This window comes from Scandinavium sp. (assembly GCF_032012665.1).
In the GTDB taxonomy this organism is placed as follows: domain Bacteria; phylum Pseudomonadota; class Gammaproteobacteria; order Enterobacterales; family Enterobacteriaceae; genus Scandinavium.
This window is the reverse complement of record NZ_DALZVG010000007.1, coordinates 82,422-94,909: the sequence shown is the minus strand read 5'-3', so window position 1 is coordinate 94,909 and position 12,488 is coordinate 82,422. Positions and strand designations below refer to the sequence as shown.

The 12,488-nt window shown below is 54.1% G+C and carries 14 protein-coding genes; 6 read left to right on the top strand and 8 right to left on the bottom strand.

The window, feature by feature from the left end:
• Window positions 1–33: 33 nt before the first annotated feature.
• The gene (locus RTU33_RS08520; RefSeq protein WP_312626650.1) at window positions 34–339 is read right to left on the bottom strand and encodes a hypothetical protein; all 306 of its coding nucleotides are present in this window, start codon (window positions 337–339) and stop codon (window positions 34–36) included.
• 323 nt (window positions 340–662) lie between these two features.
• Window positions 663–1,532 (bottom strand): crotonase/enoyl-CoA hydratase family protein, encoded by an 870-nt coding sequence (locus tag RTU33_RS08515; protein ID WP_312626649.1) that lies wholly within the window; start codon window positions 1,530–1,532, stop codon window positions 663–665.
• Window positions 1,533–1,723: 191 nt separating this feature from the next.
• Between RTU33_RS08515 and RTU33_RS08510 the strand changes: the two genes are divergently transcribed.
• The 3 genes from RTU33_RS08510 to osmB all read left to right on the top strand — a co-directional run bounded on the left by RTU33_RS08510 (window position 1,724) and on the right by osmB (window position 3,178).
• Window positions 1,724–1,906 carry a hypothetical protein gene (locus tag RTU33_RS08510; protein ID WP_312626648.1) on the top strand — a complete coding sequence of 61 codons (183 nt, stop codon included), beginning with the start codon at window positions 1,724–1,726 and terminating at the stop codon, window positions 1,904–1,906.
• Between the two features lie 18 nt (window positions 1,907–1,924).
• Window positions 1,925–2,674: a DNA-binding transcriptional regulator YciT gene (locus tag RTU33_RS08505; protein ID WP_312626647.1), complete on the top strand. Its 750-nt coding sequence runs from the start codon at window positions 1,925–1,927 to the stop codon at window positions 2,672–2,674.
• A gap of 285 nt (window positions 2,675–2,959) precedes the next feature.
• Window positions 2,960–3,178 (top strand): osmotically-inducible lipoprotein OsmB, encoded by a 219-nt coding sequence (osmB, locus tag RTU33_RS08500; RefSeq protein WP_312626646.1) that lies wholly within the window; start codon window positions 2,960–2,962, stop codon window positions 3,176–3,178.
• 118 nt (window positions 3,179–3,296) lie between these two features.
• Here osmB and yciH read toward each other — a convergent pair whose 3' ends face one another.
• The 5 genes from yciH to pgpB all read right to left on the bottom strand — a co-directional run bounded on the left by yciH (window position 3,297) and on the right by pgpB (window position 6,939).
• Window positions 3,297–3,623: a stress response translation initiation inhibitor YciH gene (gene yciH / locus RTU33_RS08495; RefSeq protein WP_312626645.1), complete on the bottom strand. Its 327-nt coding sequence runs from the start codon at window positions 3,621–3,623 to the stop codon at window positions 3,297–3,299.
• On the bottom strand, window positions 3,623–4,348 hold the full coding sequence (pyrF, locus tag RTU33_RS08490; RefSeq protein ID WP_312626644.1) for an orotidine-5'-phosphate decarboxylase: 726 nt from the start codon (window positions 4,346–4,348) through the stop codon (window positions 3,623–3,625). The genes yciH and pyrF overlap by 1 nt, the downstream gene beginning before the upstream one ends.
• Window positions 4,349–4,538: 190 nt before the next feature.
• On the bottom strand, window positions 4,539–5,708 hold the full coding sequence (lapB, locus tag RTU33_RS08485) for a lipopolysaccharide assembly protein LapB (protein ID WP_312626643.1): 1,170 nt from the start codon (window positions 5,706–5,708) through the stop codon (window positions 4,539–4,541).
• A 6-nt stretch (window positions 5,709–5,714) separates the two neighbouring features.
• Window positions 5,715–6,023 carry a LapA family protein gene (locus RTU33_RS08480; protein ID WP_312626642.1) on the bottom strand — a complete coding sequence of 103 codons (309 nt, stop codon included), beginning with the start codon at window positions 6,021–6,023 and terminating at the stop codon, window positions 5,715–5,717.
• A 148-nt stretch (window positions 6,024–6,171) separates the two neighbouring features.
• Entirely contained in the window at window positions 6,172–6,939 is a 768-nt protein-coding gene (gene pgpB / locus RTU33_RS08475) for a phosphatidylglycerophosphatase B (RefSeq protein ID WP_312626640.1), read from the bottom strand.
• Between the two features lie 178 nt (window positions 6,940–7,117).
• On the opposite strand from pgpB, the gene ribA reads away from it, so the two are divergent.
• The 3 genes from ribA to trpS all read left to right on the top strand — a co-directional run bounded on the left by ribA (window position 7,118) and on the right by trpS (window position 9,678).
• Window positions 7,118–7,708, top strand: coding sequence for a GTP cyclohydrolase II (gene ribA / locus RTU33_RS08470; RefSeq protein ID WP_312626638.1), 591 nt, complete (start codon window positions 7,118–7,120; stop codon window positions 7,706–7,708).
• Between the two features lie 251 nt (window positions 7,709–7,959).
• The gene (locus RTU33_RS08465) at window positions 7,960–8,445 is read left to right on the top strand and encodes an NlpC/P60 family protein (protein WP_312626636.1); all 486 of its coding nucleotides are present in this window, start codon (window positions 7,960–7,962) and stop codon (window positions 8,443–8,445) included.
• Between the two features lie 213 nt (window positions 8,446–8,658).
• The gene (gene trpS / locus RTU33_RS08460) at window positions 8,659–9,678 is read left to right on the top strand and encodes a tryptophan--tRNA ligase (RefSeq protein WP_312626634.1); all 1,020 of its coding nucleotides are present in this window, start codon (window positions 8,659–8,661) and stop codon (window positions 9,676–9,678) included.
• Between the two features lie 30 nt (window positions 9,679–9,708).
• On the opposite strand, the gene acnA is transcribed toward trpS, so the two are convergent.
• Window positions 9,709–12,384, bottom strand: coding sequence for an aconitate hydratase AcnA (gene acnA, locus RTU33_RS08455; protein ID WP_312626632.1), 2,676 nt, complete (start codon window positions 12,382–12,384; stop codon window positions 9,709–9,711).
• Between the last annotated feature and the right edge of the window lie 104 nt (window positions 12,385–12,488).

Here is a 12,488-nt window from a genome sequence, read left to right as displayed (position 1 = left end):
ACGCACCTCTCTTTCATTATTAATCAGCAGTAATTAGCCGATAGTACCGCCGTGGTTAACGTCGCCTGGACCAAAGCTGTGACGATAATCGCTAAGGATTGCGCTGACGGTCTGGGTATCGCTCATCGCACCGGTAACAAAGCCAAAGATGCCACCCATTGCGGTAGGCACGATCAGACCAACCAGCTGAGAGAGCGCACCGAAGCCGAAGCCGCCTGCACCGCCCCACTTACCGCCGATAGACATACCGGTAGACGCGCCATCAAACAGGCCGAAAATTGCACCAGCCAAATCGCCACCTGCAACATTAGACAGTTCGGTATTAGATAATTCACGCATGATTTCTTTCCTTGTAAAATAGTTTTATCAACCACCATCTCAGCATCAAAATTGATCTTTCACTGCTGGATTGGTGATATAAAGTCTAACCTCCTCCCTCAGCGAAGAATATAGTAAAAGTTTTATTTTACGGGTCAGATGGGTGGCACAAACATAATTAAAACCGGGACATGTCTTCACCGTGTCTGAACAGTTAAATAACGCTCAAGTTTAAAAAGACGCCATTGAACCATTATTAGCAGCAATGGCGTCAGCGAACGGCGATTTATTGGCTTACTTTCGCGATCCCGGCCGCAGTAAGCATGAGAAGGTATAACCCATGGCTAGCTGGCCTTACGCAACGCAACCTGCGTGTGTCGGTTCTGCAACATGACCAGTCGTTCCATATAGGCAATGTCTTTCTCCTGAAGGCAGAACGCGGCATCGACCCAGTCTTCGGTGATGTCCATCAGTTCGCTTCGCGGCAGCGTCAGTACCCGCTGGCGGGCCCGCAGCATCGCGCGGACGCCGTTCAGCTTCGGCAGCAGGGTGTCGATAAACGTGCGGGTCGCCACGTAGCTGTTACCCGGTTCAAACAACACGTCCACTAATCCTCGTTGTTCATGCCACTCAGCCGTATGCGCTTCTCCCCGATAAATCAGCTGCTCGGCAAGCTTCATGCCCGAGCGACGGCTGACCAGCGAGTACCCACCCATGCCCGGAAAGAGATTAAACGCAATCTCCGGGAAGCCCATCCGGGCATCCCGCTGAGCAAGAATAAAGTGATGCGCCAGCGCCGCTTCAAAGCCGCCGCCGAGTGCACTCCCCTCTACCATCGCAATACTGATAGCACCCGTATCAAACGCCCGGGAGGCCGCATGCACACAGTCCACGCAGGCACGGGCATAAGCACGAAGCGCTTCGCGCCGCCCGTTGCGAATGCACTCCACAAAATAGCGCAGATCGCCGCCGGTGTTGTAGATCCCCGACACCAGCGAGCCGGTTACCCAAAAATCAACCGCAAACCCCTGCTGCCTGACGAGCCAGGAGAGGTTCATGATCTCTTCTATCAACGCGTGGTTAAAGCACGGCCGAGGCTGTGCGCGTAACATCATCCACACGGTGCGCCGTTCTTCCTCGTAGTAGGCGGAGAGCTGGGTGAATCGTTCAGTGTCGGTAAACAATTTACAGGTAGGCTGATTAATCACGGTCATAATCTATTCCTCATAGATAAAAGCGCGTTGCGCGCCTGATCAGACTAATCCAGGCCATTTACTGCGGATATGTGGCAGTAGTAATTTATAATTTTATGTTATGTGTTTCAGTCCCGGCTCAATTTCCTCTTCTCTTTTCTTTCTAATTTTTGCATCATTGATTTTTCTTACTTTTCTTTCAGAGATGGCCTATGCCCAAGCTTGATGCACGTCAGTTAGCTCAACGTATTGATACCGTGCTGGATATTCTGGTGGCGGGTGATGACACTTCCGCCATTAACAATCTGGAAATTCTGAAGGCAGAGTTACTGGCCCAGGCGTCCGGCGAAGAAGAGGCCTCCTCTTCTCAGCCAAAATCTCCCTGGGAAATTTGAAGATACGACGACCCTGATATGAACGCCCGACAACAATCTATTTTACAAATGGTAATCGACCAAGGCCGCATGAGCGTTGGCGATCTCGCCCGAATGACCGGGGTTTCAGAAGTGACTATCCGTCAGGACCTGAACCTGCTCGAAAAACAAAGCTACTTACGCCGCATGCATGGATTTGCCGTTCCGCTGGACAGCGAAGACGTCGAAACCCGTATGATGAACAACTTCGCTCTGAAGCGTGAGCTGGCGGCGTTTGCAGCCAATCTCGTGAGCCCGGGGGAAACGGTGTTTATTGAGAACGGCAGCAGCAATGCCCTGCTCGCACGCGCGCTCTCCGAGCAACCAGGCGTCACGATCATCACCGTCAGCAGCTATATTGCCCATCTGCTGAAAGAGACGCCCGGCGAAGTGATTCTCCTCGGCGGCATTTATCAGAAGAAAAGTGAAAGCATGGTCGGTCCACTGACCCGCCAGTACATTCAACAGGTCCATTTCAGTAAGGCGTTTATTGGCGTTGATGGCTGGCAGTATGAAACCGGATTTACCGGCCGCGACATGATGCGCGCTGACGTGGTTAGCGCGGTGCTGGATAAAGGGTGCGAGTCTATCGTGCTTAGCGACAGCTCAAAATTTGGCGCGGTACACCCCTATCCGCTGGGCCCTTCCCATAAATTTAATCGTGTGATCACTGACGACAACCTCTCCGCCAGCCAGCGACAGCAGCTGGAAATGTCAGGTCTGACGGTCAATATTGTGCCTCGCCCATAATGACGGCCCCCAATTGGGGGCTGCAATTTAACTATCATCTTGATTTTGTCTCATTTTTCAACATTCAGACACATATAAGATTGTTCTGACCCGCCAATTAAGACAATTTACCTGCCTCATTCTTTCCCGTGTCGTAAAATTAATGTTAGCGATATAACAGGAAGTGACTATCACTTGCGTGATTTTAGTAACGCCTGCGCAACCTACTCCACGAGTGCCAGCTTTATTTCTGCGGAAATAATGATTGTAGACGCGGCGTGGACGAATTATTCAGGAGAATACTTTATGACTTCAATGAGCAAAAAAATGACTGCAGCCGTTCTGGCTGTCACCCTGGCCATGTCCCTGAGCGCATGTTCACATTGGTCTAAACGTGACCGTAACACCGCTATCGGTGCCGGTGCCGGTGCCCTCGGTGGCGCAGTACTGACCGATGGCAGCACCCTGGGCACCCTCGGCGGTGCAGCAGTCGGTGGTATTATCGGTCACCAGGTAGGCAAATAATCCTCCAGGGAAAGATAACAATAAATAAGATTTACAGCAGACTTACGCACCAAAAAGACAGGGCCACGCATTCGCGTGGCCCTTTTACATGGAATATATTTTCTGCCAAAAAGAAATATTAACCGCCGGCCAGTTTCACCTTCATGCCTTTTGCTTCCAGCAGGGTTTTAATCAGGTCACGTTTATCGCCCTGAATTTCAATCACGCCCTCTTTCACCGCGCCACCACAGCCGCATTTTTTTTTCAGCTCTGCTGCAATTTTTGCCAGTTCAGCATCGTCGACATCAATGCCGGTTATCAGGCATACACCCTTACCTTTTCGACCGCTGGTCTGGCGCTGAATGCGCACAATGCCGTCGCCTTTTGGGCGCTCGACCGTGGCTTTAGGTTCATCGATACGACCGCTGTCGGTGGAATACACCAGACGGCTGTTGGAATCGTTCATCAGACCTCCTTCACAAGGGATGCATTAATCTGGCGCAGCGTTTGCGCCGGGTCCGCAGACTGGGTCACCGGGCGGCCAATCACCATGTAATCCACGCCTGCCGCCTGTGCCTGCTCGGGAGTCATGATACGACGCTGATCGCCTGCATCGCTCCCTGACGGGCGAATGCCTGGCGTCACCAGCTTAAACGCCTGCCCCAGTTCCTGTTTGAAGCGCACGGCTTCTTGCGCAGAACACACGACGCCGTCAAGCCCGCAGTGCTGGGTCAGCGTCGCGAGTTTTGCCGCATGATCTGCCGGGGAGAGCGTAATGCCCAGATCCTGTAAGTCACTGGCTTCCATACTGGTTAATACGGTCACGGCAATCAGCAGGGGTGCATCTTTGCCAAACGGCAGAAGCGCTTCACGGGCCGCCGTCATCATCCGCGCGCCACCGGAGGCGTGCACGTTCACCATCCACACGCCCAAATCCGCTGCAGCGGCAACGGCGTGTGCTGTGGTATTCGGAATATCGTGGAATTTCAAATCCAGAAAGATGTCGAACCCGCGCTGTTGCAAATCGCGCACCAGCTGCGGCCCGAACAGCGTAAACATCTCTTTCCCGACTTTCAGACGGCAGTCACGCGGATCGATGCGGTCGACGAAGGCCAGTGCTTTATCGCGATTATTATAATCAAGAGCAACAACGACGGGAGAGGAAGTAACACTACGGGATGGAGACGTCATGACCAGACCTTCTTGTTGTGAGCCGCAACCGGCGAAAAATCGGTAAACGGCGTGCATTCTACCTGCGATATCCGCAAATTGACAGGCTGCATTTCCCGCTTTTCCCTGCAAGGCAAAGACGGGCACGTTGCCACTCAATGGGTTTAAAAAACAATTAGTATGTTGTAACTAATTAAATTGTTTTTAAAAATTACTGGCCGTCGAGACCACGGATAGGTTTCACCGTTGACCACGCGCGGCAGGAAGGACAGTGCCAGTAGAGGGTGTAGGCCGTGAAGCCGCACTTCTGGCAACGATAGCGCGGTTTACTGCGCACCTGTTCGCCGACCATATCGCGCAGAACCATCAGGCTCTCTTTCGCACGCCCTTCTTCCGCTTCATTGAGGTGGTAATCCATTAGCTTATGAAAGACGCGCATAGTTGGATGGCGCGTGAGCTGGCGCGTAATGTAGGTTTGCGCTGTATCAGCGCCCTCTCGCTGTTCCATGATTTGTGCCAGCATCAGCTCGGCCGTCGCGCCGGTGTTTTCCTCCACCGCACGGCGCAGGAAGTGTTCCCACTCCGCTTCTTTCCCTAACTGCAGGTAGCAGGTTTGCAGCATCTCGAGGGTTTCGCTGACCAGCTCGCGGTCCTGGTCGATAACGCGTTGCAGGGATTCCACTGCTTTAGCGTAATCACCGTTGGCCATAAATACGCGGCCCATCATAATGGAGATACGCGCACTGTTGCGATCCGCCGCCGCACCCTTTTTCAACAGCGTCATGGCTTTGTCCATGTCGCCGTTACCCATTTGCTGCAACGCAAGCTCACACCAGAAATGGGCGATTTCAGGACGATGCTTTTCTTTACCGAGCTTCACGAGACGTTCAGCCACGTCGATGGCTTTTTGCCAGTCGCTGGTCGCCTGGTAAATCTGTAATAACTGCTGAAGCGCGCTGATGCGGAAGTCGGTTTCGTCCACCAACTGGCTAAACATATCTTCGGCGCGGTCATACAGACCTGCGGCCATGTAGTCGCGCCCCAACTGCTGAACGGCCAGCAGGCGCTGATCGTAGGTGAGAGAGGCGCTTTCCATGAGAGTCTGGTGAATGCGGATTGCGCGATCAACCTCACCACGTGAACGGAACAGGTTGCCCAGCGTGAGGTGCGCCTCGACGGTGCCGGTGTCTTCTTTCAGCATGTCGAGGAACAGGTCTACCGCCTTGTCCTGCTGATTGCTGAGCAGGAAGTTTACCCCTGCGACGTAATCACGGGAAAGGCGGTTGGCATCGTCCTGTTTGGACTGTTGTGCACTTCTGCGGCCCATGTACCAGCCATACGCGGCGGCAACGGGCAAAAGCAGAAACAACAACTCCAGCATAAAGCGTTATTCCTTCACAGCCGGTGGCATCGGCACGGTCGAAGCGGGCGTCACCGGCACAAGTTGTTGTTCGAGACGTTTAATTTTGCGTTCAGCACGAAGCAGCGAAACGCGGGTACGCAACCAGAACATGCCGCAAATCAGCCAGCCAATGGCGAACCCTGCGGCAAACAGCACGGCCAGCAGCGTGGAGATACGGAACTCCCCTTGCGCCAGCAGGTAGTTGAACGTGACCTGCTGATCGTTTTGCGCGCCAAGGGTGACGGAAATAACGAAAATTGCCAGCACCAGTAAGAAAATGAGTAAATATTTCACATTACTTCCCGTTATGTGGTTTATGTGAATAAATCATGTTCGATTTTTCGCTTCCAGCCTTATAAAGTACCATCTTCCCCGCAGCGGCGAAACTGGCAACCCGGTCGCCTGATAAGGATTTGTGGGCAGAAAGCACCGAAATCAAGCTTTACTTCTCATCAGACTCGCGGTTTCGGATATCCTGAGCCTCTTCTCCCGGCGGCGTCAGCGGGCCACACACTTTTTGTGCAAGCCAGGTGGCAAACGTCACCAGCAGCCATGACATCAGTGTGGCAACGACTAAATCCCGCGGCCAGTGCATGCCCAGCAGCAGCCTGCTGCCCATCACCGCCGTTGCCCAGACCAGCAGAATCACAATAGTCACCGTACGCCGACGAGGCCACAGCAGTCCGACCGCCAACAGCGCCCAACTTGCGGCAAACATCGTGTGGCCCGAAGGAAACGCAAAACCCGTCTCTTTTTGCCAGTGATGGCGTAAAAACGCTGGTAAATCATCCCGGTGCGAGAGTTGCTCTTTCACCAGACGCGTGCGTTCCTTACGTTTTAAAGTGTAGAACGCCTCGACCGGCACCTGCTGCGTTTTTTCCAGCCAGATAACAAACGGGCGCGGCTCCTGGACCCGATCCTTCACCCAGGATTTCGCGGCCTGGCCGATAAGAATGGCACCAGCCAGAATGGCAAACAGCATGATTGCCGCCTTCAGCCGAAAGCGAAGGCACCACAGGAACCAGCCGCAAAGCACCACGTGAGTGATGATGCCCCAGGGCTGAGTCACCGTTTCGGTCATCCAGTACAATGCCTTCAGCCACCAGCCGTTGTGCCCCGGCTGCCACGTCCAGCCTGAGATCCACACCGCCAGTGGCATAATAAGTAACACCGCAGCGCCCGCTGCAGTTCGTCGGGCAATCGAAAGCATTGTCTCTCCTTTTTCCTTAAACATCACAATCATAACTGAAAAAAGCCAGAACGGTGAAAGTGCCCGAATTGTGCGCTTAAGCAGCAGACAACCTTCCGCCATTAGGTGAAGTTCCGCCATTGTGGCAAAATAATACGAAACAGAAGGCATTGGGATGCCGAAGAATCTGGAGAATCACATGCAGCTTAAACGTGTGGCAGAAGCCAAACTGCCAACCCCCTGGGGCGATTTCCTGATGGTGGGCTTTGAAGAACTGGCAACCGGGCAGGATCACGTTGCCCTGGTGTTCGGCGATATTTCTGGCAAAACTCCTGTACTGTCGCGCGTTCATTCTGAATGCCTGACCGGCGATGCGTTGTTCAGCCTGCGCTGCGACTGCGGTTTCCAGTTAGAAGCGGCGCTCGCCCACATCGCCGAGGAAGGTCGCGGCATTCTGCTCTATCACCGCCAGGAAGGACGAAACATCGGACTGCTGAATAAAATCCGCGCCTATGCGTTGCAGGATCAGGGCTACGACACCGTGGAAGCCAATCATCAGTTAGGCTTTGCCGCTGACGAACGCGACTTCACGCTTTGCGCAGATATGTTCAAGCTGCTGGGCGTGGACGAAGTGCGCCTGCTGACCAACAACCCGAAAAAAGTAGAGATTCTGACCGAAGCCGGAATCAACATCGTAGAACGCGTGCCGCTGATCGTGGGCCGTAACCCGAAAAACGAACATTACCTCGATACAAAAGCGGCCAAAATGGGCCATTTGCTCGGAGAGTAATCGTCGCGCGGCGCATTTTTATATGCGCCGTTTTCTTGCATTCGTGTCGCTTTCGTGACGATTTTTGCCTCTTTTACTCCCTCTCGTTTCCTTCCTGTTAACAGCCCGTCGCAATAGTGTTGCTGCGCAAAGAATAGCCATCAGTTCTGTTCGCTTATCCTTCTGATCAAAAAATAATCAGCTGATACGATATGTTCACACCTCGCAAGAAGCCCCTTGTGAATGTTTTTTGATTAGCCTGATTTTTCGTTATGTCTTTGCCAAAATACTGTTTCACCACCCTGCTGTTTCTCGTTACTATGCTGTCTGTTTTTTCAGCAAGCGCCCTCAATCTCCCCGATCGTTTCACGACGCCGAAGCCATCAGTCTCTCACCATTTGAAAGCATCCCTGCTTCAGCAATATGCGCTTTGGAAAGGCACGCCATATGATTTTGGCGGCACCCGACGCAGCGGCATCGACTGCTCGGCACTAATGCAGAAAGTTTTTGCACGGTACATAAGCCTGCCCCGAACCACTCATCAGCAAAAAAAACGGGGTAAGAAAGTCGGAAAACATGAGCTTCGCATCGGCGACCTGGTATTTTTTAAGTCTTCACCTCGCGTACAGCATGTGGGTGTATACATTGGCGATCGCCAGTTTATTCACGCCTCGCAAAAGGCAGGCGTCACCATTTCCCGGCTGGACAATCCCTACTGGGCACCGCGTTATGAGACCGCACGGCGAGTTCTTCAGTAACCTTTTAAACACGGGTTTATTGTCCGGTAGAGACTTTTGCAGTACCGTTAACGCATGAACAGCAAAAACCCTTGCCCTTCTCACCTCTCATTACGTTGGTGGCAGCCTTAATCAAGGCCGCCTGATTTCCCCTTTTCTTTTTTTATCTCAGGCCGCCGGAAGGCGTCCGCTCTGTCTGCAGAACCGCTTTCTGGCGCACAACAGGAGCTTCTGATGACAGAGTTAACTGAACAATCTCACGTGATCCTCACCGGCGATCGTCCTACCGGCCAGCTGCATTTAGGTCACTATGCCGGCTCGCTGCGCCAGCGCGTCGCCTTGCAAACGCAATACCCTCAGTACATTCTGATCGCCGATTTACAAGGGCTGACCGACAATGGTTCGCAGCCGCAGAAAATCGCCAGCAACGTACTGGAAGTAATGGCCGATTATCTGGCCGTCGGCATCGATCCACTCCATTCGACAATCTGTCTGCAGTCCGCGCTGCCCGCGCTGACGGAACTGACGATGCTGTATATGAATATCGTTACCGTCTCGCGGGTAGAACGAAATCCCACCGTTAAAAACGAAATTCAACAAAAGGGCTTTTCCCGTTCTCTCCCGACAGGTTTTCTGGTTTATCCGATAAGCCAGGCCGCTGACATTACCGCATTTGGCGCCGACAGGGTGCCCGTAGGAGACGACCAGTTGCCGATGATTGAACAGACCAATGAAATAGTTCAGAAGATGAATAGCCTGCTGGAGAAGCCCGTACTACGCCGCTGCAAGGCGCTGTTGAGTCCGGTCGGCCGCCTGCCGGGTATTGATGGTAATGCCAAAATGTCGAAATCGCTGGGGAACACGCTCACGCTGTCGGCCACTGAGGAAGAGATTCATAAAGCCGTTAGCGCGATGTACACCGATCCACACCATTTGCGCATCAGCGATCCGGGAAACATCGAAGGCAACGTCGTGTTTACCTATCTGGATGCGTTCCACCCCGATAAGGAAAAGATTGCGGCGATGAAAGCGCACTATCAACAGGGCGGCCTGGGCGATCGACAGTGCAAGCTTGAGCTGGAACAATGCCTGCAAACGCTGTTGGCGCCGATTCGCGAACGCCGTAAAGAAGTGATTGCTGATAAAAGTGCGCTGCTGGCGATGCTAAAGCAAGGCAGCGAGAGGGCGCATGAGCGCACACAAAAGACGCTGCATGCGGTCAAACGTGGGCTGGGATTACCAGTGATGTTCTAAAAAAAGGGCCTGCATGCAGGCCCTTATGTTTTAGTGAAGCATATTGCGGATTACATAATGCAGGATCCCGTCGTTCTGGTAATAGGTCAGCTCTGTCGCGGTATCTATACGGCAGCGGCAGTCAATGACCTCTTGCTTACCGTCAGCGCGGGTCAGCGTAACGGGAACCGTGGCCCCCGGTTTAAGACTCTGTAGGTTGGCGATATCAATCTGCTCTTCGCCCGTTAGCCCCAGCGTTTTACGCGTGACCCCTGCAGGGAACTCGAGCGGCAAAATCCCCATTCCAATGAGGTTCGAGCGGTGAATTCGCTCGAAGGATTCGGAGATGACCACCCGCACGCCCAGCAGACGAGGTCCTTTCGCCGCCCAGTCACGGCTGGAGCCAGAGCCGTATTCTTTCCCGGCAATCACCGCCAGCGGCGTGCCCTGCTCCTGATAGCGCATGGCTGCGTCATAAATGGAAATCACCTCTGAACCGGGCAGATGGCGAGTCATACCGCCCTCAACGCCTGGCACCATTTCGTTGCGGATACGGATATTGGCGAAAGTCCCGCGCATCATCACTTCGTGGTTACCGCGCCTTGAACCGTAAGAGTTGAAATCACCCCGCTCGACGCCATGATTTTGCAGATAGCGGCCAGCCGGACTGTCTGGCTTGATACTGCCCGCAGGCGAAATATGATCGGTGGTGACGGAGTCGCCCAGCATCGCGAGGATCCGTGCGCCGTGTATGTCCTCCACCGGATCCGGCTCCGCGCCCATCTCATCAAAGAACGGCGATAAACGAATATAGGTGGAATCCTGCTGCCAGCCGTAAGTGTCCGACTGTTCGGTTTTAATCGCTTTCCACTCCGGCGTGCCTTCAAATACTTCGGCATACTCTTTGTGGAACATCTCGGTCGACACCTCTTCCACCGCCCGGGCGATTTCAGCCCCGCTCGGCCAGATATCTTTGAGGTAAACCGGGTCCCCTTTCTTGTCGTGTCCCAGAGGATCGGTCATCAGGTTGATATTCATATTCCCCGCCAGCGCGTATGCTACCACCAGCGGTGGCGAGGCGAGCCAGTTGGTTTTCACCAGCGGATGAATACGTCCTTCAAAGTTTCGGTTGCCGGAAAGCACCGCGCCAACGGTCAAATCACCTTTTTTAATCGCTGTTTCAATCGGATCGGGCAACGGGCCGGAGTTACCAATACAGGTGGTGCAGCCGTAGCCGACCAGATTGAATCCCAGCTCATCCAGCCAGGGCGTCAGCTTCGCGTGAGCCAGATAGTCGGACACCACCTTCGAGCCAGGCGCAAGCGAGGCTTTTACCCAGGGCTGGCGCTTCAGCCCGAGCTTGACGGCCTTTTTCGCCAGTAGCCCGGCGGCCATGAGTACGCTCGGATTCGAGGTGTTCGTACAGGAGGTGATGGCGGCAATCACCACCGCGCCATCAGGCAGCTGATATTGATGCCCGTTCAGCGTGTAGTCCACCGGGTTCCGGTCTTTTTGAGCGGTGTTCAACTCAAGCTCCGCGCTTTGCGAGAACGCTTTTGGCACATCGCCCAGCGCCACGCGGTCCTGTGGACGTTTTGGCCCGGCCAGGCTCGCTTCAACCTCGCCCATGTCCAGGGCGAGCGTACTGGTAAACACCGGTTCATCGCCGGTATTACGCCACATGCCCTGTGCTTTAGCATAAGCCTCTACCAGTTCAATTTGTTCATCGCTGCGGCCGCTCAGGCGCATGTAGTCGAGGGTGACGCCATCAATCGGGAAGAAGCCACAGGTTGCGCCATATTCCGGCGACATATTGGCAATGGTGGCACGGTCCGCCAGCGGCAGTGAATCCAGTCCATCACCATAAAATTCAACAAACTTGCCCACCACGCCGTGCTTACGCAGCATCTGGGTGACCGTGAGCACGAGGTCAGTGGCGGTAATTCCTTCGCGTAGTTTTCCGGTCAGCTTAAAGCCGACCACATCCGGGATCAGCATCGAAACCGGCTGCCCCAACATAGCGGCTTCCGCTTCAATCCCACCGACGCCCCATCCCAGCACGCCGAGACCGTTAATCATGGTGGTGTGAGAATCCGTGCCGACAAGCGTGTCCGGATACGCGACCCACTTGCCGTTCTGCTGTTCGCTCCATACCGCTTTGCCCAGGTATTCGAGGTTCACCTGGTGGCAGATGCCGGTGCCTGGCGGCACCACGCTAAAGCGACTGAACGCCTGCTGGCCCCAGCGGAGGAAAACATAACGTTCGTGGTTGCGCTCCATTTCCAGACGCACGTTTTCGCCGAAGGCATCATCATCGCCGAAATGGTCAACGGTCACGGAATGGTCGATAACCAGATCGACGGGGGAAAGCGGGTTCACTTTGGCGGTATCGCCACCGAGACGTTTCACCGCCTCGCGCATTGCTGCCAGATCGACCACCGCCGGAACGCCGGTAAAGTCCTGCATCAGCACACGGGCAGGCCTGTAGGCAATTTCACGGTCGGCATGGGCATTTTTCAGCCATCCGGCCAGGGCATGAATATCTTCTTCGGTGACGGAATCACCGTCCTGCCAGCGCAGCAGGTTTTCGAGCAGGACTTTAAGCGATTTGGGCAGGCGAGAAATATCGCCCAGGGTTTTTGCGGCGAGCGGCAGGCTGTAATAGTGGTACGTTTTGGTTTTGGCCTGTAGCGTGTCCTGGCTCGCTTCTCGTAGGGTTGACGACATAGCTCCTCCTTAATGACAGGGAATTGCGATACCCCGACTCTCCTCAGGGTCTGTCTTTAAAGATAACACACGCGCAACGTAACGTTTTGATAACAACCCAAATC